This window comes from Planctobacterium marinum, assembly GCF_020687805.1.
GTDB lineage: Bacteria > Pseudomonadota > Gammaproteobacteria > Enterobacterales > Alteromonadaceae > Planctobacterium > Planctobacterium marinum.
This window is the reverse complement of the sequence record NZ_JAJEWQ010000002.1, coordinates 360359-383278: the sequence shown is the minus strand read 5'-3', so window position 1 is coordinate 383278 and position 22920 is coordinate 360359. Positions and strand designations below refer to the sequence as shown.

Here is a 22920-nt window from a genome sequence, read left to right as displayed (position 1 = left end):
TTTAATCCCTGTGTCTTTGCAGTGTAACGAATTGATAGTTATAGGGGTTTTTATTGTCTGGTGAATGGCTTTGTTTCTCAACTTCACACCAGGTTGCCACCTGCTGATAATCAGGGAATTGCGTGTCGCCTGCAACGTCAAGATCAATAAAGGTCAAATATAAGCAGTCAGCCTGCTCTAAGAACAAATCATAGATAACCCCACCACCGATAATCATCACCTCCTCAGCGGCGTCGGCAGCTTCCAGAGCCAGCTGTGGTGTGCTCACCACAGTAACGCCCTCCGCCGCAAAGCCTGAACGGCTGATCACTATATTGAGCCGTCCGGGTAAAGGTCTGCCGATGGACTCAAAAGTTTTACGTCCCATGATCACGGGTTTGCCTAAGGTCACAGCCTTAAAGTGCTTCAGGTCGGCAGGGAGATGCCAGGGCATCTGATTATCCGCACCAATTACCCGGTTATGGGCCATTGCTGCAATCATGGAAATTTTCATAGAATTCATGCTCGTAGGTCACTTCAGCAATAATTACCCGATTCGGTAATAGCTTGCCTGAAAAAACAAAGTCCGACATTGTCGAACTTCAGGTGACGGTATTGTACTGAACCAACGGCAAAAGTCTAAGTGATAGCGATTTCTTTTCCGAGTTTTAAGGCCTGCGCTTTTTCCTGCAAACTCAGGCCCTTATGGCTATTCGCTGACTTTCTCCAGCCAGTGAACGGTTTCGCCCTGTATGGCATTTTGAATCGCATAGTGGCTCATGCTTTTTGATTCGGTGGCGCCGTGCCAATGCTTGACATGTGGCGGAGTCCATACAACATCACCGGCTTTTATCAGCTGCTTTTCACCATTCCATTCCTGCACCCAACCTTCGCCCTGGGTAACGATTAGGTATTGCCTAATGGTCTGGCTAAAAATGCACAAACACGCGTAATCTATTTGGGTGACAGCAATCCCAGTATCGTTAAGTCGGCAATCAGAATACTTGAGTTAATTATCCATCAGGAAGATGCAGATTTGCTGGTACCTTTGGTAGTGGATGAAATTCTGATAAGGCTATTACGCAGCCCGGCCGGACCTGAAATTGCGCAAATCGGATTGACAGATTCCAACGCACACAAGATTTCCCGTGCTATCGCATGGATAAAAGACAACTTTGCCTGTCCCCTAAAAGTGGAAGATCTGGCTAAAATGGCAGGTATGAGCCTGTCTTCTTTTCACAGCCATTTTAAAAGTATTACCGCAATGAGCCCGCTGCAGTTTCAGAAGAATTTTCGTTTGCAGGAAGCCCGCAACTATATGATTACCCGACATTTAGATGTGAGCAGTGCCTGCCATCTGGTGGGTTACAGCAGCCTGTCGCAGTTCAGCCGTGAATACAGCCGACTATTTGGCGCCTCGCCCAGCAAAGATCTGCACCGCTATCGAAATCACTAAGTCAGAGAGTTACCAGGTTTTGTGAACAGAACAATTGATTCCTGTCACTCTCTGTTCTCAAATCCCTGTTCTCAAATCTCTGTTCTAAAAATTATCAATGAGATCAGAACAAGGTCTGCTTTAGCGTTCGTAGATCACTTCGACGTCGTAATCGTCATCGTCCCAGTCGTCATCATCGTCGTCGTCATCTTCGTATTCCGACATGATCTGTTCATCATGGGTATCCCATTTAAAGTCGGTTTGCCCTTCTTCCTCTTTAAAGTCTTCCACCGGTAGGGTTTCCAGCATGTTCATGACATCGTGACACAAGGTATCGGTACCAATTTTCTGGAATGCAGAGATTTGGAAATGTTTTTCTTGCCAGCCAAGACCTTCCAGAATGCGCTGACATTCTTCTTCCACTTCTTCCGGCAACATCAAATCAATCTTGTTAAACACAATCCAGCGCGGCTTTTCAGCCAGTTTAGGGCTGTATTTTTCCAGTTCTGCGATAATGGTTTTGGCATTTTCCAGCGGATCAGACTGATCCATCGGCAACAAATCTATCAGGTGCAATAATACCCGGCAACGCTCGAGGTGTTTAAGAAAGCGAATCCCCAATCCCGCACCGTCCGAAGCGCCTTCTATGAGTCCGGGAATATCGGCAATAACAAAGCTACGTCTGGCGTCCTGACGCACCACTCCCAGATTGGGGATCAAAGTGGTAAAGGGATAATCAGCTACCTTGGGCTTGGCCGCAGACACGCTGCGAATGAAAGTACTCTTTCCGGCATTGGGTAAACCCAACAGGCCAACATCTGCTAATAGCAACAATTCTAATTTAAGATTGCGGATCTCGCCCGGCGTACCATTGGACTTTTGACGTGGCGCCCGGTTAACGCTGCTTTTAAAACGGGCATTCCCCAATCCGTGAAAGCCCCCTTTGGCCACCATCAGCTTTTGCCCGTTCTGGGTCAGATCACCCAACACTTCACCGGTGTCTTTATCGGTGACACGGGTTCCGATGGGAACATTGACAGTCAGATCTGAACCGCGTTTACCGGTGCAGTCAGTGCGCTGTCCATTTTGACCACGCTCTGCTCGGTGAAATCGTTCAAACTGATAGTCGATCAATGTATTGAGGTTTTCGTCGGCCAACAAATAAACATCGCCGCCATCACCGCCGTCACCACCATCGGGACCACCACGAGGAATGTATTTTTCGCGACGGAAACTAACGATACCGTTACCACCATCTCCCGCTTCTACACGGATCTCAACTTCATCTACGAATTTCATGAGGAATCTAACTATTAATAAAAAGCTAATTGTAGGTCAGAATTTATTCTAACGCTGCGGTCAAATTCGAACCTACTGTAACAAAAAAAAACCCCGCTTGTGCGGGGTTTTTCAATTCGATTCGAAGCGCCGATTAAGCAGCTACGATGTTCACGTATTTACGGTTCTTAGGACCTTTAACGTCGAACTGAACTTTACCGTCTGATAAAGCGAATAATGTGTGGTCTTTACCAATACCAACGTTGTCACCTGCGTGGAATCTAGTACCACGTTGACGAACAATGATGTTACCAGCCAGAACTGACTCACCACCAAAACGCTTAACACCTAAGCGTTTGCTTTCTGAGTCACGACCGTTCTTAGTACTACCACCGGCCTTTTTGTGTGCCATTTGTCGTCTCTCCTATTAAGCGCTAATGCCAGTAATTTTCACTTCTGTGAACCACTGACGGTGGCCCATCTGAGAACGTGAATGCTTACGGCGACGGAATTTAACAATCTTTACCTTTTCGCCACGACCATGAGTCACTACTTCTGCAGTCACTTTGCCGCCCGCTACATATGGAGTACCGATTTTAATATCGTCTCCATTACTCACCATCATTACTTCGTCAAAAGTAACAGTTTCACCTGGAGCTATTTCAATTTTTTCCAGGCGAACAGTTTGGCCCTCAGCCACACGGTGTTGTTTACCACCACTTTGGAAAACCGCGTACATAACTTACTCCGCACTTGCACTGTGTTTACCCGAAACCAACCAGTGCATTCATTCAAAAAACAGGGCGCGAATTGTATGTGAATTATTTGGGACTATCAAGGTTAAATTTGAATTTATTTTGTACAATTCGGGATTAGCTTAGGATTTCCTTCCGACAAGGCAGAAAAACTGGATACCTCGGCAGTTTTTTGTCAGAATTCGCGCACTTACGATTTTAATTTCAAAAGCTTATCTGTACCCTTCAGCAATGGAAATAGAGCAAATCCGTCAACTCAGCGACAATGACATGCTGAGCGTCAACCGTTTGATTCAGGAACAAGTTCAGTCAGAAGTCTCTCTGGTGAACCAGCTTGGATTCTATATTGTTAATAGTGGCGGTAAACGTCTGCGTCCTATGCTTTGTGTACTGGCAGCCCGCGCGCTGGGTATTCAGAACAATCAGCATCACACTCTGGCGGCCATTATCGAGTTTATTCACACCGCGACATTACTACATGACGATGTCGTCGATGAATCAACCATGCGTCGCGGCCGCGAAACAGCGAATGAAGTATTCGGCAACCAGGCCAGTGTATTAGTGGGAGACTTTTTGTATACCCGCTCATTTCAGATGATGGTAAGCCTTGAGCGATTCCGGGTGATGGAAATTTTGGCTAATGCCACTAATGTCATTGCCGAAGGTGAAGTATTGCAGTTGATGAACTGTAACGATCCGGACACCACAGAAGAGCGCTACCTGCAGGTGATCTACAGTAAAACCGCCCGCCTGTTTGAGGCCGCAACGCAACTGGCAGCCATACTTACGGATCAGGCAACAGACATTGAATCCGCTATGCAGGACTATGGCAAATATCTGGGCACCGCATTTCAGCTGATGGATGATATTCTCGATTATGCCGCTGACAGCGAAGTCATGGGCAAAAATGCCGGTGATGATCTGGCTGAAGGCAAACCTACGCTGCCGTTGTTACACGCCATGTGGCACAGCGATGAAGCCAACAGCCAGCTGATTCGCTCAGCGATTGAAAACAGTGATGGCACTGAAAATTTCGACACCATTTTAGCCGCAATGCGCGCAGCCGGGTCCCTGGATTACACCCTAAAACTGGCTATCGAGGCCAGAGACCAGGCGGTGGCAGCACTGGCCCCCATTCCTGACTCTGAATATAAACAGGCCCTGATCGCGCTGGCGGATATTGCCGTTAATCGAGACGCCTGATATCGACAGCACTGATATCGACATTACAGATATCAAGCCCCACTCAATATCCGGTTAAAAATAACCAGAGTAATAACCCGGTTGGTTAAAACTGTCCAACGAACCGGGTTACTCCGGCCCCGCTTATAGACATTGTGCTGGATTTCTCACTGGCACTACAATTGCTCAGTTCCTGTTGAATTGGTGTAACTGATACACCTTGTTGCGCAACATGGGAACACAAAATGGCACAGTTAAAACTCAATCCCCAGGACACCGACACCTTCAAACTGGCAGGCACCCTGCAAGCCGCATCATCCGGCAATTCTGAGGCAATCCGGCATCTTTCTGGTGTTCAACCGGAGACTATCTGCGCCCGTTCACGCGTGCAATGGATGCAGGCGATGCGCAATTTATTGCGTACAAACAACACCTGCAGTCAAATGGTTATGGATAAGATTATTGCGGTCTGTCGTTTTCTTGGAGACTGGTCTTTACTCATTCAGATACAATCAAAAGGGTCGCTTTTTCCGGCAAACCATGAACTTGTGACCCCCTATATTCAGCTGGGCAGGTGGAAAGAGGCACAGCACCTGCTACAACAACATTCAGATACCGCGTTAAGTTCAACACACGCTCAGCAAGCTGGCTATGTAGAGGCAGCATTGCAAATACCTGGGATAAGCTACGCTGAAGCGTCGAAAAGCCAATTGTATCTGACACCGATGGACTTTCATCATGTCAGTGATTTTTGCTGGCAATATGCCGATCCGGACATCGCCAGTCTCTGCAATTTACCGGTGTTCCGGTCCGCTGAACACTGGATCAACTGGCTATATTATTGCAAACAAAACCCCCACCAACAGCTGTTTGCCATCATTCATCGGGAATGGGGATTTATCGGCTCCGCAAACCTGCACGTGCATGATGGACATGGCTTTTTCTATTATTGGTTGGGAAGCGACTTTCGCGGACAAGGTTACGGACCTGCCGCGGTGCAGCAGCTACTGCAATTGGGCAAGGATCATTTTGCCATGCAGGATTGCTTTACCAAGGTATTCAAACACAATCGGATTTCTCAGCAAGCCACACAAAAGGCAGGCTTTGCGCGACTCCCATTTAAAGCCGTGCTGCCGGAAGATAACGAAGTATTTTATTATCAGGGCAAAGACTGTGCTGTACCGGAATTATACGCACATCTTACAGCGCTGCTGGTGTCCCTGGGATCAGAGATTCAACTGGCTCCACTTGTGTAGTTATTTCAGGGAGTCGATGCCGTTGCATCGACTCCCCAAAGCCCACCGAACTAACCCCAACTAATAATAATTTGGCCATTAGCACCACATCCGCCGGAGCCCCCAGCGGAAAGTCCATTGCCGATGAAGTCTGACGTTTGTGAGTGTCCGGCATGATACTCAGCGGCAGAAGGTGGTTCAAATCTCGCTTTTTTTTCCGGCGGAGCATGTTCAGGTGCGTTTTCCTGCGCTTCGAATTCCTCCCTGCCACGTTTTTTCAGCAAACCGGATACGACCTCTGTCATGTGCTGCAATGGTTCATCCAATTCCATTGGCATAGCGCCACTGTCATTGGAAAAGCGATTGAACATGGAGATACGACCGACATTGGTAACGTCACTTAGCGCCCCGTAAGAAATCATTTCAAGTACTTGTGACTTTTTCCATAAAATGCGACCCGTTGCAGACGCTCCGGAAAATGTGCCTCCGCACCCCCCCTCGACTAAGACTAAATTATCAAAACGGGATTGCGCTCCCTGACCGCCAAATTCACCCGGTTTGCCCCCGTTTCCACCGAGGCCAGCCCTCAGGGCAAGGGGCTCTGCTGACATGCGCAGTCCGGGATAAAAACGAAATATACAAAAAGTGCCATCAGCACCGCTGCCTCCGCCAAGTGCGGGTCTGGATGCAGAATAACCGGTAAGCGCGTTTTCGCCGCCGGCACCGCCCCCTCCGGCTCCGGTAATAGTAACCAGACACCATTTTATTTCAGGCGGGGGCTGCCACAAATAGTTGCTGTCAAAAATCAATTGTTGATTGATGATAATGGCGGGGGTTTGCTCCTGTTTCATCATTATCCTCCGCGACAATTTAAATTAAGATCATCGTTCAGTGCCTCCAGAAACTCCTGATCCCGGATTTCTGTCACCAACATGCCTTTGCTTTTTTTGTATAATCCCTCTTCAAAAACCTGATAGGTATCTGCACGGCACCAGGTGATGTTCTCATATGCCTTATATTCAGAAATTTTATCAAGATCATTTATCAAATTATAAAGGTGAAATTTAAAGCATCTGACCACATTGTTTATCGCCCATAGACATTGCTGATAGCCGGAATCTGCATATTGTGGTGCAAGATAGTGTTCAGCAGGTTGTTTCGGCTTTTTCGGGTCATAAGCGCCGGGTTTGTAGTTAACAAAAAACGAATGGCGATCGGCATTATCCACATTGAGCAACTCGGAATTGAGCACAAAGTGGATAAATTTACGATCCGGAAATTCATAGTCCATAAACTTCGCCACTGTTAGCAAAGGATCAGAAATGTCACCGTTTGACAGGGTCTGTTTCAGTCCGGCGAGATCATTATCACTTTCCGGTGATATGGCCACCAGCGCTTTGCCAAACACATCCAGAAACTCCTTCTTTTGAGTAGCCTCAAAACATTCCAGTAATTTATTCAGTGCGGTTACGCCATTAGATTTGACCCAGGTATGAGCCACATCTTTTATCCAACTGTGAGTATATACCCAGGCTTGCATTTCATAGCCTTTATTACTTTTTAAAAATTCTGCAATTTTAGCTAAATAACGTTTTTTCCTGTTATCACTCGTACTGGCGTCGAATTTAGTTTGGGTGCGGATGTCCCCCCGGATCTGACTAGGCAGGCCACAAATATTGGTCAGATAATAAGCCAGCAAGGTGACAGCAAACCCCGCTACCGGTGTTTGTGGGTTCACCGTTGAGGTTAAAAACTTACGAAACCCTAAATGCAGACGATTCAATGCATCCAGATATTTGGAATCAAACGAAGCATCTAAATCGGCGCCCAGTTCTATTAATTGCATCGCACAGGTAGCCGGAACCGTCACATTGTATTGCGGTGCCACCAGGTTCACGCCATTTTTCATAAAATTGCGCTGAATTACTCCCTTCAGAATATCATTTCTAAAAATATTGGGGGTTTGCTGACAGTTACAGTTAGGCATTTCCTCCGGATGCAGTGTAAAGTTTTTGCGCGCTAATTTGATAGTGTCAGGACGACCATTTTCAATAATCCCCCAGGACCTTATTAACCCATAATCTACGTTTTTCCCGTGCCCCACAGTGGACGTTGGCCCACGTAACATTGCCAACACCATATTGACGTCTTTGGTTTTGTCACCGGGCTCTTTATGATGCCTGGTCTGGTCAACATCAGGCTGATTAAAGATCGCATTGTAAAATCGTTCAGATGTACTGATATACAGAGCTTTAGTCCAGATAGTGCCAATGTCTCGCATTAATTTCCATGGTTCACCCTGCGACTTTAGTGTCGGAAATTCAGCTTTATTTGTGTCCCACACAGCCGGGTAAGATAATCCCGGGGTACCTAATTCCAACACATCAAAATAGTCGGTGCCCAGGTCCCAGCTTCCCACCGCATCATCAATAATTACATCTTTATCCACAAAATATGGTGAATTCTCAATCTCAGCATGAAATAAGTATTCCAAAGAGGCTTTTGTCTTTTTTTCATCCTCAGTTAATCCTGCGCTGGAATGTTGTCCGGTTTCTCTACCATAAACACTTTGCGCAAACTCAGCTTCAAAGCCAAATATTGTGTCTTTGTCTGAAATAGACGGCGTAATACTTGTTTTCGCAATAGCAGCTTCGTTATAAATGCTGCCAATCGCCTGCTGCTGCGCCAAATAAAGTTCCTGGTAATTTTCATTTTCAAAATTCAATCTGTCATTTTCATCAAACACAGAAGGGATAGTGATAAAATCAGCCATTTTATTTTCCTCTAACATTCATATTAATATTAAAAATCATTCAGATAGTTACCCTGAGGTTCTGTTTTTAAGAAGGACTCTTTTTTCTCTGAACAGTGCTCCAAACTCATTGAATCTGAGGCTGCCTTTTTGCTTTCAGAAAATGCCTGTTTTTCAAGTCGCTCCTGTTTATCCAAACTGCGATAAAAGCCCATGATTAATTGCTGTAGTGTTTCGAGATCTGCCAACACCTGTAATCTTTTCTTGCGCTCGACTCCGGCATCGAATTGATGGCGGGCATCTTCCGGCTCTTCAATATTGGCCAGTCGCTGAGTTACCAAAGTCATCACCTGATAACAGACATCCGGATGACTCACATCAGAAAAATCCCCGCCCGAAGATGTTTTGCACGGGCCGAACACTTCGGCGATGTAGACTGATTTTGCCCACTCAATAAGTTGCGCTTTTTGTGATTCGCGCTCAGGTTCTGAATAAAGTCTGTTGACGACTCTGACAAAAGTTAAAAATTCAAAATCCATGGTCGCTTTAACAATTTGCTTTTACTGTTGCCTCCTGATTGCAATTGAAATACCAAATCAATAAACAAACTAAAAACTACCTTTATTAACTTCAATTTTTCACAAATTGGTCACATAAAGGCGTCGCATTTTTATTTTTGGTAAAATGCAACCAATCTAATAAATTTATTTAAGGCCATTTATATCCATTAAAAAATGCAGACTGGATATATTCGTCCAACGGGTTTCAGATAATTTTTTTAAATTCAAGGAAACCTGGCAAGTTAGTGTCATTTTCAAAAGAAAATCGGGTCAAATTCAAAAGAAAGGGTATTTTAATATCCGATACTATTTCTCTCTGAACCTTGCAGGAGGATTTAACATGGATGCACTCAGAGCATTTATCCCGGTATTTCCACAAGTACTTCCTGGCATCATTAGCCAGAACAGTGAAATGCAAAAGCTTGCCCGGCAGGCTCGAAAAATAGCCACAAGCAATGCGTCTGTTTTTTTAAATGGTGAAACAGGAACCGGAAAAGAGATGTTTGCAAAGGCCATTCACCAGGTAAGTGGTCGTCAGGGAGATCTGGTTTCCGTCAACTGCGGTGCCATACCGGAAAACCTGTTCGAATCACTGTTTTTTGGTCACGAAAAAGGCGCTTTTACCGGTGCGGATAAAAAGCAAAATGGATTTTTTCATCAGGCCAGTCAGGGCACGCTGTTCTTAGACGAAATTGCAGAATTGCCACTGAATCACCAATCCAAATTGCTACGTGTCCTGGAAGAGCGCCGTTTTACTCGTGTAGGTGGCGCCGAATCCATCCCGTTTACCGGGCGGATCATCAGTGCCTCACATGTGGATGTAGAGCAACAGGTGGCACTGCGCCACTTCAGAGAGGACTTGTGGTACCGGCTCAATCTTTTTGAACTTACCATCCCGGCATTAAACCAACGCCGGGAAGACATTCCGCTTTTGGCCCGTTACTTCGCTAAAAACTCGCAACACATACAACTTTTACCTTGTGCACTTGAACTCATGCAATTTTCAGATTGGCCGGGCAACATCAGGCAACTTAAGAACACCATTGAAAAAGTGTCGGTGCTGGCAGAGTCTGAAGAAATTTCAGCCATTACACTGCAACAACTCGCCATGTGTGAGAGCGGCATTGACTGGGCTGCACGGGTAGCAATGGAAATCATCGATCTGCCCATTTCAAACAAACTCAAATCGATTAACGATGCACTTATCGAGCAAGCTGTTGAGGCGACAAAGGGCAATAAGTCAGAAGCAGCCCGAATACTTGGTGTGCACCGAAAAGTAGTGGAACGACGCCTGGCACAAATCATGTCATTGAGGTAAGCAAATGAAACCCATATCAGATCCTGTGAATACCCTCGCGGCCCCCATTGCATCAAACGCTGACCAAAAAAGCGCACAACAACAGGTTACGCAAGAGGTTCTGCAACTAAAGCAACAAGCTGATCAGCAATTATTGCAGTTAATGTTGCAACAAAAGTCCCGGTTAAACGATATGGTTCAGCAATTAAGAGGGCACACCCCGGATACAACCCGATCTGACAAACCCCAAAACCAGCAGAACCTGGTACAAAATTTGCCCTCCAATGACACACCGTTGTCAACACAGGAAGAGCCCGTGGTACCACTCGCACAAGTCTCTAAATTACAGGCCGACAATTTGGGGCACCTGGATATCATCATGAATCGTATCCAACAAACCTTGCAGTCCAGGCACAGTGAATCCGATGCCGCGACCGCCGATTCCAATGGAGAGCCTGATGAGCCAGTCAAATCTGATCTTTGAAGCCACCCGGCAAGCTTCGGGCAATTTCGTCTGCGATTCGGCTCCTGAAGTTCAGGAGCCGAAAACCAGTAACCAACAACACCATGAGACAGACTACCGTCAGGAAAAGTTTGTCAACGACGATGCTGCCAACGGCGATGGAAGTAGCACTGGCAGACAAGCCTACTACATCGACCCTCAGCTTCTGTTCGGTGTTTCGCCCCCATGGGTAAAACCGAATAACTCGCTGTTTCAGCACACTTTTGAAAGTAATCTAAACGGTGGATACAACGGCTATTACCAGCAGATGTTGCAGCAATTTGAACAAATGCGCGCCATTCTGAATTCACAACTTAGTCACGGCTTCAATCGGGAATAGTAAGCTAATGGGCATCTCAATCAGCAACATTGTGAAACGTAGTGCGGCGTTTAAAAAAAGCCAGTTGGCAAACTTCAGGAAGTTTGTTGATGCCAGCAAGACGCTCAAAGCAGCCGTTAAATCGGAACAACTGCAAGCCAAACAGGACTGGCAGACACTACACAAAATGCTGAGCGAGCTCCTGGGTCCGGTACAACCCAATGGTGAGTTACCAATTGAGATGTTAGTCACCGACAGCGATTATATCGCTGCGTTGGGCAAGGTGACTGAACTGCAGCCGGGATTCAATAGCAGCAAACATTCCAGGGAATACATTCAGGCGTTTCAGAAAGCCATTAATGACTACATGAAGCAACGGGAGCATGCTGATGAGTGACGCTGAAAATAGTGCCGACGCTGGCAATACAGCACAAGAGCTTATTCAGCCACACATCAACCAATCTGTGGCTCTGGCCGTGCAAAGTGCTGCGGATTTATTGAAGAACATCAATACTATTGAAACGACAGTGATCGGGGTCGCTTCCGCCAGCTGGCTGGCTAACCCGGCTATGTCGGAGTACAAGGATATTATCGAGAATGCCACCAAAACCATTACTTTTGCCGCAGAAAATCTGGCCAAGGTCGGTGAATCAGGCGCTCAGGTATTAAAAGACTTACAACCATAGGCCAGAAATGACCAGTAAAAATTCACAACCTGGAGGAAATTGACCAATCCGGATACCAATGAAACCCTGTTACCGCAATTCAATGTGGACGCTTAAGACCAGTCAGGCTGAGGCCTGAAGGACGGATCTCGCCAGTTATTTAACAATTGGCAAGTTATTCGCAATGCGTTATTGGCACACAGTGCACTTTGTTGAATTGAGAAATAGGAAACAGGTATGTCGGAAGAAAATAAAATCATTGATGCGGTTTCGCTCATTGATGTTTTAACGGTTGGTTCTGCGCCAGCAATGGCCATGGGACAGCTTTACTATTCATTAGCGTTTAACTCGGGGATGGCATCAATGAACATGGTGCTGGCAGCCCAGCAAGCGTACGAGGCACAGCAGGCAGCAACAACTCAGGGCGTTAAATTGCTGCTGGGTAGTAGTTGAAGCCTCTCTTTAAGCAAGGCCTGAAGGTGTAATCGGCAACACTGGTGGGCCTTTTTATCACTTCGGGTATGCTGCGCGAAGTAATAAAAAATGGCAAAACGAGACATTTAACTTTAAGTAGGAGAAACATTGTGACACAGCCGAAAACCACTGACAGTCAATCACACTACGCGGCACAACCCGCGTCGCAGGAGCAACAGCATGAGTCGCAGGAGCAGTTACTTTCCCAAAGTGAGCAATTGCTGCAAAATGCTCTGAACAGCTGCAATATTCCTGGATTTACTCCTGTCCAGTTGGCATTTCCCAATGCCATTTCAGGGCATCAACAAGCGCAAAGTAGTAACTACAGTATGAATATTCAGCAACTTTTTGCGCAACAGGCTCAGCTGTTCAATCCACCTCAGGAAAATACCGATAATCCGGGCGCTCCTGTTACTGACCCCGTCCCTGACCCCAACGCGGTGACCGATCACAGTCCGGCGGAGACTACCGAAACCGATGAACTGCAGGCTATCCGGGCTATGTTTGACTCCAACTAAATTATCAGCAAAGTTCGATGAATCGCTTTCAGGTGCCCGGATGTGACCCCCCTGAACCCGACAATTTTGCCCCAACAAGAACTTGAACGGGAGTTTCAGACACCATTGAAAAGTGTGCTTGAGACAAACCTCAGTGCACTTCTTCCTGAGCGGCAACAAACCTATGACGATATTCTGGCCTATACACTCAACCCTTTTCACTTTGGCCCAATTCCGATAGCGTCTCAGCAAACAGGTAATCAGGCCTTTACCTTAAATTCTGCCCCGTTTTACTGGCAAACGTTGTTACTCAGTGATCAAACCCTGTGCTCCGAGGTCATAGTAATGGTTTGGCAGGACGCGGTGTATCTGGCGAACCTGAATATCCTGCCCGGGACCATTGGGCTAATCGCGCCCCTGGCACCTGAAAAGACGATGCGATGGGTATCAGGATTGGTACAGTGCACACTGCAAAACCTTCAGGGATTATGCCTGCAGCTCGGCGTACGGGGTATGGTATCGACACTGTACAACCCCAATCTGGCGGCCATGTTCAAACAATACGGTTTTAAACGGGCCAAACACCGAACAGAAATAGTAGGCCTGCCATTGCCGGCACTTTATTACCTGGATCTGCTGCAATCCCAATGCTGAACAATGTGATACAGCTCCTTCAATTTTTTTGATATGGACATAAAACGCCCATTTTTTTACTCAACATGGTTGCTATAGGCCACCAGCCCCTCTCCCTCCATGCATCATGAAATAAAATTTAATTCATATAATTCAATGAGATAACAAGCATTAAATTGCCAACTTAAAGTTGGCACATTCTCTGTAATACCCAGTCGGGTGCATTGATAAAACAAGGCCCCAATAGTCAACCAATTAATCACTAGGGAGATCAGTGATGTCAGATTCAGTAAACGCTGCGGTGATCGACAGTGTCACTATCGCTAACACAAAGGTGCTTGCCGAGGCACCCGCGATGGCGATGGGCAGCCTTTATCAAACCATGGGGAACTCTGTTGCCATGGGCGCAGCTAATGCTGTCTATGCACAACAACAAGCCAATATGGCGTTTCAGGCCGCGACGGTACTGGGTGTGACAAAGCTGTTTGCTCAGAATGGCTAATCACTGAAGATTTGAAATCAACCTGAGGAAAAAACTATGTCACAACCTGAATTTGTTAACGGTGCCGTGGTGGATTCAACCACTACGGTAAATGCGTCAGTCGGCGCCGTTGCTCCGGCAATGGCAATGGGCAACCTGTATCAAACGATTGGTAATTCTGTTGCCATGGCCGCAGCAAACGCGGTTTATGCGCAGCAACAAGGATGGATGACTTCACAGTCTGCAGGGACTTTGGGAGTCACAAAAATATTTAGCCAAAATAAAGGCTAAGTAAACATTTGCCTTAACCTGGCAAATTAATATTTCTCAACAAACAAAGTGTAATAATTAGGAGATTAACCTATGGCTAATACAACCAACCCACAACCAAGTGAAGTCAACGGCGCTGTTGTTGACGCGGTAACCATCGCAAACACCAAGGTCATTGCTGAAGCACCTGCAATGGCAATGGGCAGCTTATACCAAACCATCGGCAACTCTGTTGCTATGGCAGCTGCCAATGCTGTGTATGCGCAACAACAAGCTAACGTAGGCTATCAGTCTGCCAGCACGCTTGGTGTAACCAAACTGTTCGAACAGAACCAGTAGACATTAAACCACTCAATATTTAACCGGAGGAAATTATGAGTAGTGCACAACCCGCAACAGTCAATGGTGCTATCGTCGATGCCGTTACGATTGCCAATACCAAAGTACTCGCTGAAGCCCCTGCTATGGCAATGGGTAGCCTGTATCAGACGATTGGCAACTCGGTAGCGATGGCGGCAGCTAACGCCGTTTACGCTCAGCAGCAGGCGAATGTCAGTTATCAGGCAGCCACCACACTGGGTGTTACTAAATTGTTCTCTCAGAACAAGTAACTAACGATCCTCTGGAAAACGATCTAACTCGTTTTTCAGAGTTTCTTCCGCACCGACAATGGCGCTGTCTGTTCAGAGCCGCAACACTCACGGGGTGAATTTATGTCTACCGCAGAAAATAGTTTTATCGAATGTTCGCAGTACATCAATAACGAAGTACAAAGCCAAAGCAATGAAACCTTGCAGGTTTTGTCACAAGGTGGTTTAGTCAATGCTTTAACCTTGTCAATGCTCAACAATACGGCGAATCAGTATTCGTCACAAACATTGGCAAATTCAGCAATGGTCCAAACCTGTAATAAAATCCTCGGTGTCTGATCGAGGTTAACAAACTCATTAATATTGATTATCAAGGAGAATTAAAATGGCCAGCACCTCTTCATCACAAGATGTATCCAACTGTGTAAGCGCACCTTTTGACCCCGTAGACGGTAATTCACCGGGTAGTTGGTCATTGTGTTACAACGGCGTGCAAAACTCGCTGACGATGTCCAGCAAAATTAACAGTTCGGAAAATCCATTAGCCCCGCCCCCTAATTTAGTTTCCACCATTGATGAGCAGGGCCTTAATGACCTGATCGCCTTTCTGTATCAGGTAAAAATGATGATGCAAAAGCAAAAATCCAAATAGCGTCAATTCACTAACCGCTATTAATCCAACTTTCACGCAATCTGGAGAGATGTTATGAGCGATGAATCCCCCCTGGAACAGGAAGAAGCAGACGTGGCGTCAATCACTTCAATAGATGATGTCACCGCCACATCCCTGGCACAATCGGTGGCATTTTCACTGCAAAATGAAGTTGATGCTTTGCGCAATCAAAATACGGTGAACATGGTTGCCATGGGTTCAGCTTATGCAAAGTGGCTGGAAAATCCGGCGATGGGGCAGGAATTTGAAAAAATCATCGAAAACACAGCATTAAAAAGTGAAACGATTCTGGGACCGTATTCTCCGGCGCGTAGCCGGGAAATCCAGGACCCACCACCAAGACTGGCCACCTCCATTTTTAGTCGTATCTTTAATCGTCGTCCGGCAAATTAATTCATTTTTTGTGCCGGCGACACGTCCGGCATTTTGCTATTCCTCAGCCCAGAACGAATTCAGTAACGCAGCCTGTTCAGCACGCTGTTGGGCGGCTTCCTGCTCCTGATGTTTCGCCTGTAATTGCAATGCTTTGCCCTTAGCGTTGATTTTAGTTGCCTGCTGGGTGGCATCAACAGCATCCTGCGCAGTCATATTTTGAAGCCACCTTGCAGGTTGCCAGTACCAGCCAAACCGGTCATATCTCGGTGTTCCGGACACAATTATCTCCGGCCAGTTAAAGGATCAGCTCAGGCAAAGAAAAGCCATCGTTTACCGACTCATTTCTGGCAGAATCGAGACTTTCTTCGGTGCTGTTTTCTGCTGGCAGATCCGGCTCCTGAGGCCCCTCCGTCAGTGGCCAGTCGTAGGGAACAGGAAGTAGCGGGTAATGACCGACAATCCGGGCAAATACCGCTTCCTGCCAGAGCATTAAGGCCTTTAAATTGCGGATATACGATTGCCTGGCGGTGTACTCTCGTTGATAGTCAAACCATCCCCTGGCTGACTCCGGATCAGGCGCTGACATATACAATGCCATTAGCCCTCTGGTGGTGGGTACATAAAGTGCGGATATCTGCTGCAATGTGTCTTTTAAAGCGACGTCAGGTAATAACCTGATTTGCTGGCATAACACCAACAATGACTGCATATCCTTAAAAAACTGTGCCAATGCCTGTTCCGGCGGACTGGGCTGAAGATATTGGCTGGTTTCAGAAAATACCTGTACGTCCCTGAGCAACTGGTTTATCTCGATAAATTGTTGGCTCATATAATTGCAATCGCCCATGTTGATTCTCCTAAATAGCAGGCTGTTGTTCAGCGCCAGTAGTCCAGATGATGCGGATTGCGCACGCCCTGGCGCTCTGAAACAGATTGATTGCTGATGCCTGATGGCTGTGTTGCCTGTTCTGCATTGGCCTGTATGCCGTCATCTTTCGCGCTGTCTGGTTGCCAAAACAACCAGTTTTCATAAATATCACTGTCATTGAGGCCAGTTTGAAAATTCAGCCAACAATAGAACTCAGTAACCTGTTGTAAAATCCAGCTCACATCCGGCTCATCTTCCGGTTGGCTGTTGTCTACCAGATTAGAAATAGCGCGCATGACGTTTGCAAAGTCCGCTTCTGACTTAGCAATCTGAGTTTCTGACATTGCCTGCCCCTGACTTTGTAGCAACACCAGGCGGGCCTGTTTTAACCAGCGCAGCAGCTCCGCAATATCCGCCTCTTGCTGCCGGAACAGGCGCAATTTGTCCATAAAAGCGATGCTGTCTAACACCATGATTGAAATCCTCGCAATGTATTCTTGCACAGCACCCTGCCAGATGTGTGCCAGTGATCTGCAAAGTGCTTTTGAGAATAATTCCCGGCCCGACACTGGCGAATATTGATGACAGCGCCAAGCCAAACGCCAATGCACAAAATTCACCGGCGCATTCAGACCTGTTTAAAACCATTAACGGTCAAATGTGACCAGGCACCCTGTTAACCCGAAGGCCTCATTGCCCGTCTGACCTGCAGAGGATTTTTATCAAAGGTATGTTTAAAGGTGGTGGAAAAATTCGCTTGATCCGGATATCCCACTGCGATAGCAATTTCCTGAATACTCAGCTCAGTAGTAATGAGCAAGTGCATTGCCTGCTCCATGCGTTGCTGGCGTAACCAACCGGCCACCCCCTGCCCGACTTCTTTCTTAAATGCGCCCGACAAGGTATTGCGATTGGTAAACATGGCTTTACTGATGGATGCCAGGGTTAAATGCTTATCCAAATTTGACAACAAATAGTCACAGGTTTTCTTCACCAGCTGTTGATGTCGCGAAAATTGATTAAATGGGTGCTGTGGTGGAGCGAAAGGCCCCGACGCAAACCCAGGGTTGAACATGGTCAGGGAGCTTAAAACCCGTTGGCAGATATTCACCAGATTATCCGTAGAATGACTGGTAAGTTCGCCCACTATCTGAAAGGTTGTGGTACAAATATTAATGACTATTGCGGCGACGGGCTGTCTCGCCAGTTTGCGCTTTGCCAGCTCAAAGCCTTCTTCAAAGTCGACGATTACAGCACTAATCTTTTTTTAAAAGTGGCTATTTCAAACTGCCGCAGCGAAGTAAAAACCACACAGTTGCATTGCATTTTAAAGGTTTCGATAACCTGAGACATTTGCGGTGACCCTTTGGTCAGGAACACCAAAACTTGCGTATTGCGTAACATTTCAATTCCCTCGTACCTAAATGAGGGTGTTATTTTAACCACACCTTTACCGGTTGCACGGGAATATCTGCACAATTGCTCAAATTTTAGCTTTATCAGGTTATTTCAGGCGCTTTGGATGCTGTTCCGAGTTTTGCGAAGATTGCTGGCTCAGGGCACTGTCATCTGACGGCACAGGTGGCTCATTCAAGCCCTTGTAATGCTCCCTAAAGGCACTGGGTAACACATCAATACCCACCTTTTTTCCCAGCTTGACAATGGCTGGCAGGGTAATAGGTGAGAAAGGCAATATCACTACCACACTCAATCCAAGCCCTTTTATAACGTCCTTAAATTGCTGATTGGCTTCCTGCATTTCCTGCTCAGTGGCTTCGCCGCGGGTATACTTGTGATAGATGGCCAGCATTTGTCGGGTTTCTGCACTCTCCTGTGCCAGCCCTTTTTGCAAAACCACCAGCGCTTTGCGCATTTTGAAAGACAATGCTTTGTGATCGAAGAATTTTCTGTCGAACAGCTTATTGTGTTCCTGAGCGGGCTTTTTTTGGAAGAAAGGCCGACTGCTCACTGCAGAACGTATGCTGTTTATAAAGTTTTTACCCTGAGCCCGCACAATAAGCCATTTTCAAGAATTGATGCCCTTAATATGTGCGTTCGACAGCAAAATTACAACGTTTGACTGATTTTATTTGGTTAACAAAATTGACAGTTGCGGCCCGCTGACAGATATTGCATTGAGTGGCTGAATAAAGAGCAGAGCTAAAACACGAACGTCTTATCATGAACGGCAATAACGGAAACTCAAACGAGGGCCCGAAAAACAAACCCAATTCCAGCTTTGGTATTGTTAAAAACCAGGGCCGGAATGCTTTTGCCAACGATTCAGCACCGCAATCCAGGCAACGCGCCAATGCCGTGTTTGAGCCTCCCGGGCGCACTCGCAGCAATGCCCAGTCAGAACCGGTTACCCGCAACAGAGCAAACGCCGTTTTTGGCGCACCGGAAGGATTTGGAAAACGCCAGAATCAGGGGCGACAGAATAGTCAGCCCCCAAATAACACCGGATTTGGGTTAGGCGAGCAGGTTAAAAACCTGGGACGTGCGGCATTTGCCAAAAACCCGGATCGCAATAACCTGACTTTCAGCCAAAAAACCGGATTTAACCTGATGGCCGGATTTATGGACAAACTCATTGATGCGGCAGATAAGTCCACGGCAAAAGACAGCAATGAGCGCCCGGGTTTCCTTAAACCGCCTGGAAATACTGGTTTTAATCCGGGCGGAAACAACGACAACCGCCGTACGAGCCTGCAACCGCAGAGCAAAAACAATGACGACAATGTCACTGCCGGCGAGTTTTTCAAACGCCTTCAGACCGCTTTGCAAGATCCTGCGAAATTTAAGCGGGAAGCGCTGCAAAAAGAACAGGCCCGTGCCAATCAACAGCACAATGCGCCGCCTGAGCAACAACAAAGGTTGCAATCCAGCAGCAAAGAGAAACAACCCACAGCCCAGGAGTTTTTCAAAGAGTTGCGCGGAGCACTGAAAGATCCAGCCGGATATAAACGAAGAGTGGAAGCTCAGCAAAAACAGCAACAACACAACCAGGCGCAAAACCCACCACCACCGGGAAAAAACCCAGCATTACCCGGAAAAAACAACGCCACAACCAATCGTCAATCCGAGGGGCAAAAGCCCAGCTCCAGTCCGATAAAAAAATCGCCACGCAAATAGTCTAAACATAAAAGTAATCCCCTGCTGCGACAACCAATAACTCAAGCAGCAAGCCCAACAGCGATTTCCAGCGCTGAGGGTTTAAAGTCGTTTTACACATCCCTCTAGGTAATTTATTTAACCATAAGATTCAATTAGTTAGTCATCAAAAGACTGAATTGTAAGAGGCTGTAATAGCTTATTAGCCCGCCATCACCTATTTTAATTATGGTCATTTAAGTTACCCAACATGGCTATTGGTTAGAGTAACTACATAGTTTTGAACAAATGCAACAAGTTCTGTTACGGAATGGAAAAGGAGTCAAAATGCGATTTGAGGCCAGAACACGGTTACCCCTGGAGATGGGAACGTTTGACGTTTCAGTTTTTACCAACGCTCAAGGATTAGACGTGGTGGTGGTTCATCACGGAAAGCTAAATCACCAGCACAACCTCCCGGTCAGAGTGCATTCTTCTTGCTTTACTTCCGAAGTACTCGGATCTCAAAAATGTGACTGTAAGCAACAACTCGACTATGCACTGAGTTATATCTATGAACACAGCGGCATTGTCTTGTATTTATTGCAGGAAGGTCGCGGTATTGGCCTGGTGAACAAGATACGAGCGTACGCTTTACAGGAGCAAGGCTATGACACCATAGATGCCAATACAAAACTCGGATTACCGGTGGACGCCCGAACCTACGAAGACGTGAAAGGTGTTCTGGATTATTTCTCGGTGGAATCCATCAAGCTCATGACCAATAACCCGGACAAGATAGCGCAACTTACCGGGCTGGACATTAACGTGACAGGCCGCATACCCGTCCCCGCCACACCAACCTGTAGCTCCATTGATTACCTGGATACAAAACAAAAATTAATGGGACATATGATAAAAACCCGGTCTTTATACGAATCCCGAGAAACCCATCATCACTCACCAGCAACAACTTCCCAACGCCCCTTTGTTCATGTCAACTTCGCTATTACAAACCAGTCTAAACTCGCAGATGCTCGGGGGCAGTGCCTTGCAATTTCCTGCGATAAAGACTGGGAGCGGGTGCACGAGCTGCGCGAAAGTTACGATGCTATCGCCGTGGGCGCGAATACCTGGCAAAACGACGCGCCAAGACTTACCAGCCGTGCTGAGTACTTAGGCAGGAAACCAAAAAGTCAGCCCCATCGCGTGATCTTTGGTGGCCATCACAATCTTGACATACAAGATGATGCTCTGCCTCGCGAAACCTTTGTTATTGGCGCGGAGGTGGCAAGCATACGAGGCTGCCATGGGATCTACAGTGCAAACCATTCTTTGTCATCACCGCTAAAGGAATTAAAACGCGCCGGGGTTACGTCGCTTTTAGTGGAGGGCGGTCCAACTCTCATTAAATCTTTTTTACAGCAAAATGCGGTAGATAAGCTCTCCGTCTTCGTGGCGTCTCATAACATTCCGGAAGCGATTCAGGCGTTAACGCAACTGGTTCAGACACTGCCTGAAGACGAAATCACCGCCGAGAAGTTTGGCAAAGGAACACTACTCAGTGTGGATTTAACTGAATCTCAGCAAATCCCAGAACAATTGGATGTTGCCATATGAAAAACTCTGTATTTGGTTTATTAAGTCGCGAATATTCCGCCGATGACATGGCCTATCAAAAGCTTCGTGAACTCACCATTTCCTGGACTCGTTACCGATATCAGGGTGAAATTATCGAGGGGAACAGCGTTGATGAAATCATGGCAAAAGCCAGCCAGACAGACGCCGGCTTTTGTTTAATTCAGTCTGTTGGTCATATCATTGATGAACGCTGGTACCTGTCACACTGGGGTAAAAATGGGTTTTACGATTCCCTGCAACAGTTAGCGCAACAGCAGCCTTTCCTGGTGGCGGCCGAACCACATTCGGACGGGGTCGGGTCGCTTAACACCGACTGTCTGCTCGTCAACCTGGAAACCTATAACGCACTGAATCAACCGCATTTCTCCCGCCCCGACAGCCCTTTAACGGGTGACAACTGGATAGCACAAAGCAATTACCAGCAACTTGCCATGCCGGTATTCGGCAACGACATAAACCATTGCCGCTTCTACCTCAACGAGTGCGAACAATCCACGCAAATATTGACAACCCTGTTTGGCCGATCACTGAAACCAGACATGGTGGAATTTGACGCACAAAGTCCGCAGCAGCGATTTATCGATAAAATTAACCGGCAAATCAATAATGCTAAAAGCGGTGTATTCCTGTTCAACATTGAAAACTATGGTGAGCTCAATGCCCGACAGGCGAAGCAACCTTTGGAGGCGTTATTCTCTGTCGCTGCGGGTTTCAAACCCTATCGCATTTTGATGGAAAAAGGCTTTACCGAAGATACCCAGGTTATCTTTTTTGACTACAGTCAAAGTGCGCTGGATATCAAAAAGCACATGATTGAACATTGGGATGGTGACGATTTCCCCGGTTATGTTGCACGGCTTTTTGACGAATTTCCGCACCCTGAGGTTTTTTATCAATTATGGGACAGTACCACCCCGGAAAATATTAACTGGGCTGATATTGCCCACATGTGGCAGCAGGAACTGGAAAAATGGGGAGGCAAAGAAAACTTTAAAGCGCACTGGCAAGTTTGCCGCCGCTTACCCCACCAGTTTTTACACTGCGACCTGCTTAACGACCGCCAACCGCTGTTGAATAAACTCGCGGAGTTCAAACACAGTTACCTCTGGTGGAGCAATGCCTTTTTTACCATCTACAGCCACTGGCATTTCGACGCCAGTGCCCGCAAACAGCAATATGTTGACTGGCTCAACGCTCTGCTGCACGCCGCGCCTCACTGTGAAATTAGTGGTGCGGATCACAACAATGCAGCGGTAAACGGCCTGAAGGTGGGTGAATACCTTGCCCGTTTTGAAGCCCAACACTGCGACCAGTTGCGGCCACAACAACTCAACAAAATCAGTATGCCATTTTAATAAGGACTTCT

34 protein-coding genes are annotated in these 22920 nt (G+C 46.8%); 21 read left to right on the top strand and 13 right to left on the bottom strand.

The annotated features are described in order from the left end of the window. Nucleotide 1: 1 nt before the first annotated feature. Together folA and LJ740_RS07020 are read right to left on the bottom strand one after the other, a co-directional pair. Entirely contained in the window at nt 2–493 is a 492-nt protein-coding gene (folA, locus tag LJ740_RS07025) for a type 3 dihydrofolate reductase (protein WP_229528889.1), read from the bottom strand. Between the two features lie 195 nt (nt 494–688). After that, on the bottom strand, nt 689–922 hold the full coding sequence (locus LJ740_RS07020) for a cupin domain-containing protein (RefSeq protein WP_267498176.1): 234 nt from the start codon (nt 920–922) through the stop codon (nt 689–691). On the opposite strand from LJ740_RS07020, the gene LJ740_RS07015 reads away from it, so the two are divergent. Beyond that, on the top strand, nt 893–1435 hold the full coding sequence (locus LJ740_RS07015; protein WP_229528367.1) for a helix-turn-helix domain-containing protein: 543 nt from the start codon (nt 893–895) through the stop codon (nt 1433–1435). The two genes, LJ740_RS07020 and LJ740_RS07015, sit on opposite strands and share 30 nt — an antisense overlap. Before the next feature lie 120 nt (nt 1436–1555). Here the strand turns inward: LJ740_RS07015 and cgtA are convergent, their stop codons facing one another. The 3 genes from cgtA to rplU all read right to left on the bottom strand — a co-directional run bounded on the left by cgtA (nt 1556) and on the right by rplU (nt 3431). Beyond that, the gene (gene cgtA / locus LJ740_RS07010; protein WP_229528366.1) at nt 1556–2713 is read right to left on the bottom strand and encodes an Obg family GTPase CgtA; all 1158 of its coding nucleotides are present in this window, start codon (nt 2711–2713) and stop codon (nt 1556–1558) included. A gap of 133 nt (nt 2714–2846) precedes the next feature. Continuing rightward, a complete protein-coding gene (rpmA, locus tag LJ740_RS07005; protein WP_229528365.1) occupies nt 2847–3104 on the bottom strand; it encodes a 50S ribosomal protein L27 in 258 nt (85 codons plus the stop codon). A 15-nt stretch (nt 3105–3119) separates the two neighbouring features. Beyond that, nucleotides 3120–3431, bottom strand: coding sequence for a 50S ribosomal protein L21 (rplU, locus tag LJ740_RS07000; protein WP_229528364.1), 312 nt, complete (start codon nt 3429–3431; stop codon nt 3120–3122). Between the two features lie 247 nt (nt 3432–3678). On the opposite strand from rplU, the gene ispB reads away from it, so the two are divergent. After that, on the top strand, nt 3679–4650 hold the full coding sequence (gene ispB / locus LJ740_RS06995; protein ID WP_229528363.1) for an octaprenyl diphosphate synthase: 972 nt from the start codon (nt 3679–3681) through the stop codon (nt 4648–4650). A gap of 224 nt (nt 4651–4874) precedes the next feature. Then, nucleotides 4875–5885, top strand: a complete 1011-nt coding sequence (locus LJ740_RS06990) for a GNAT family N-acetyltransferase (protein ID WP_229528362.1) — start codon at nt 4875–4877, stop codon at nt 5883–5885. Nucleotides 5886–5935: 50 nt separating this feature from the next. Here LJ740_RS06990 and LJ740_RS06985 read toward each other — a convergent pair whose 3' ends face one another. Genes LJ740_RS06985 through LJ740_RS06975 form a run of 3 tightly spaced genes read right to left on the bottom strand, consistent with a single transcriptional unit; the run spans nt 5936 to nt 9155 of the window. Beyond that, a complete protein-coding gene (locus LJ740_RS06985; protein ID WP_229528361.1) occupies nt 5936–6715 on the bottom strand; it encodes a glycine-rich domain-containing protein in 780 nt (259 codons plus the stop codon). A gap of 2 nt (nt 6716–6717) precedes the next feature. After that, nucleotides 6718–8637, bottom strand: a complete 1920-nt coding sequence (locus tag LJ740_RS06980) for a hypothetical protein (RefSeq protein ID WP_229528360.1) — start codon at nt 8635–8637, stop codon at nt 6718–6720. 29 nt (nt 8638–8666) lie between these two features. Next, complete coding sequence (locus tag LJ740_RS06975) at nt 8667–9155, bottom strand: hypothetical protein (protein ID WP_229528359.1); 489 nt, start codon at nt 9153–9155, stop codon at nt 8667–8669. 361 nt (nt 9156–9516) lie between these two features. Between LJ740_RS06975 and LJ740_RS06970 the strand changes: the two genes are divergently transcribed. From LJ740_RS06970 to LJ740_RS06900, 15 genes are all read left to right on the top strand, one after another. Further along, nucleotides 9517–10494 carry a sigma 54-interacting transcriptional regulator gene (locus tag LJ740_RS06970; protein WP_229528358.1) on the top strand — a complete coding sequence of 326 codons (978 nt, stop codon included), beginning with the start codon at nt 9517–9519 and terminating at the stop codon, nt 10492–10494. Nucleotides 10495–10498: 4 nt separating this feature from the next. Beyond that, on the top strand, nt 10499–10957 hold the full coding sequence (locus tag LJ740_RS06965; RefSeq protein ID WP_229528357.1) for a hypothetical protein: 459 nt from the start codon (nt 10499–10501) through the stop codon (nt 10955–10957). Further along, nucleotides 10932–11315, top strand: a complete 384-nt coding sequence (locus LJ740_RS06960) for a hypothetical protein (RefSeq protein WP_229528356.1) — start codon at nt 10932–10934, stop codon at nt 11313–11315. The genes LJ740_RS06965 and LJ740_RS06960 overlap by 26 nt, the downstream gene beginning before the upstream one ends. A 7-nt stretch (nt 11316–11322) precedes the next feature. Further along, nucleotides 11323–11691, top strand: coding sequence for a hypothetical protein (locus LJ740_RS06955; protein WP_229528355.1), 369 nt, complete (start codon nt 11323–11325; stop codon nt 11689–11691). Continuing rightward, nucleotides 11684–11980 carry a hypothetical protein gene (locus LJ740_RS06950; RefSeq protein WP_229528354.1) on the top strand — a complete coding sequence of 99 codons (297 nt, stop codon included), beginning with the start codon at nt 11684–11686 and terminating at the stop codon, nt 11978–11980. Before LJ740_RS06955 ends, LJ740_RS06950 begins: the two co-directional genes overlap by 8 nt. Before the next feature lie 216 nt (nt 11981–12196). Then, nucleotides 12197–12412: a RebB family R body protein gene (locus LJ740_RS06945; RefSeq protein ID WP_229528353.1), complete on the top strand. Its 216-nt coding sequence runs from the start codon at nt 12197–12199 to the stop codon at nt 12410–12412. A 131-nt stretch (nt 12413–12543) separates the two neighbouring features. Then, nucleotides 12544–12951: a hypothetical protein gene (locus LJ740_RS06940; protein WP_229528352.1), complete on the top strand. Its 408-nt coding sequence runs from the start codon at nt 12544–12546 to the stop codon at nt 12949–12951. Nucleotides 12952–12993: 42 nt separating this feature from the next. Then, nucleotides 12994–13584, top strand: coding sequence for a hypothetical protein (locus LJ740_RS06935; protein WP_229528351.1), 591 nt, complete (start codon nt 12994–12996; stop codon nt 13582–13584). Nucleotides 13585–13840: 256 nt separating this feature from the next. Then, nucleotides 13841–14065, top strand: a complete 225-nt coding sequence (locus tag LJ740_RS06930) for a RebB family R body protein (RefSeq protein ID WP_229528350.1) — start codon at nt 13841–13843, stop codon at nt 14063–14065. 36 nt (nt 14066–14101) lie between these two features. Next, the gene (locus LJ740_RS06925; protein ID WP_229528349.1) at nt 14102–14335 is read left to right on the top strand and encodes a RebB family R body protein; all 234 of its coding nucleotides are present in this window, start codon (nt 14102–14104) and stop codon (nt 14333–14335) included. Nucleotides 14336–14407: 72 nt separating this feature from the next. After that, a complete protein-coding gene (locus LJ740_RS06920; RefSeq protein ID WP_229528348.1) occupies nt 14408–14653 on the top strand; it encodes a RebB family R body protein in 246 nt (81 codons plus the stop codon). Between the two features lie 35 nt (nt 14654–14688). Continuing rightward, the gene (locus LJ740_RS06915) at nt 14689–14925 is read left to right on the top strand and encodes a RebB family R body protein (protein ID WP_229528347.1); all 237 of its coding nucleotides are present in this window, start codon (nt 14689–14691) and stop codon (nt 14923–14925) included. Between the two features lie 102 nt (nt 14926–15027). Continuing rightward, nucleotides 15028–15243, top strand: a complete 216-nt coding sequence (locus LJ740_RS06910) for a hypothetical protein (protein ID WP_229528346.1) — start codon at nt 15028–15030, stop codon at nt 15241–15243. A gap of 46 nt (nt 15244–15289) precedes the next feature. Beyond that, nucleotides 15290–15556 carry a hypothetical protein gene (locus LJ740_RS06905; RefSeq protein ID WP_229528345.1) on the top strand — a complete coding sequence of 89 codons (267 nt, stop codon included), beginning with the start codon at nt 15290–15292 and terminating at the stop codon, nt 15554–15556. Nucleotides 15557–15610: 54 nt separating this feature from the next. Further along, complete coding sequence (locus LJ740_RS06900; protein WP_229528344.1) at nt 15611–15970, top strand: hypothetical protein; 360 nt, start codon at nt 15611–15613, stop codon at nt 15968–15970. Between the two features lie 36 nt (nt 15971–16006). Here LJ740_RS06900 and LJ740_RS06895 read toward each other — a convergent pair whose 3' ends face one another. The 5 genes from LJ740_RS06895 to LJ740_RS06875 all read right to left on the bottom strand — a co-directional run bounded on the left by LJ740_RS06895 (nt 16007) and on the right by LJ740_RS06875 (nt 18789). Continuing rightward, nucleotides 16007–16231 (bottom strand): hypothetical protein, encoded by a 225-nt coding sequence (locus LJ740_RS06895; protein WP_229528343.1) that lies wholly within the window; start codon nt 16229–16231, stop codon nt 16007–16009. A gap of 16 nt (nt 16232–16247) precedes the next feature. Continuing rightward, on the bottom strand, nt 16248–16799 hold the full coding sequence (locus LJ740_RS06890) for a hypothetical protein (protein WP_229528342.1): 552 nt from the start codon (nt 16797–16799) through the stop codon (nt 16248–16250). A 29-nt stretch (nt 16800–16828) separates the two neighbouring features. Next, a complete protein-coding gene (locus LJ740_RS06885) occupies nt 16829–17293 on the bottom strand; it encodes a hypothetical protein (RefSeq protein WP_229528341.1) in 465 nt (154 codons plus the stop codon). A 203-nt stretch (nt 17294–17496) separates the two neighbouring features. Next, a complete protein-coding gene (locus tag LJ740_RS23270; protein ID WP_229528340.1) occupies nt 17497–17931 on the bottom strand; it encodes a helix-turn-helix domain-containing protein in 435 nt (144 codons plus the stop codon). 393 nt (nt 17932–18324) lie between these two features. Next, nucleotides 18325–18789 (bottom strand): hypothetical protein, encoded by a 465-nt coding sequence (locus LJ740_RS06875; protein WP_229528339.1) that lies wholly within the window; start codon nt 18787–18789, stop codon nt 18325–18327. 212 nt (nt 18790–19001) lie between these two features. Here LJ740_RS06875 and LJ740_RS06870 point away from each other — a divergent pair, with 212 nt between their 5' ends. The 3 genes from LJ740_RS06870 to LJ740_RS06860 all read left to right on the top strand — a co-directional run bounded on the left by LJ740_RS06870 (nt 19002) and on the right by LJ740_RS06860 (nt 22909). Further along, nucleotides 19002–19955, top strand: coding sequence for a hypothetical protein (locus tag LJ740_RS06870; RefSeq protein WP_229528338.1), 954 nt, complete (start codon nt 19002–19004; stop codon nt 19953–19955). A 306-nt stretch (nt 19956–20261) separates the two neighbouring features. Continuing rightward, nucleotides 20262–21533 (top strand): GTP cyclohydrolase II RibA, encoded by a 1272-nt coding sequence (ribA, locus tag LJ740_RS06865; protein ID WP_229528337.1) that lies wholly within the window; start codon nt 20262–20264, stop codon nt 21531–21533. After that, nucleotides 21530–22909, top strand: coding sequence for a hypothetical protein (locus tag LJ740_RS06860; protein WP_229528336.1), 1380 nt, complete (start codon nt 21530–21532; stop codon nt 22907–22909). The genes ribA and LJ740_RS06860 overlap by 4 nt, the downstream gene beginning before the upstream one ends. Nucleotides 22910–22920: the final 11 nt, after the last annotated feature.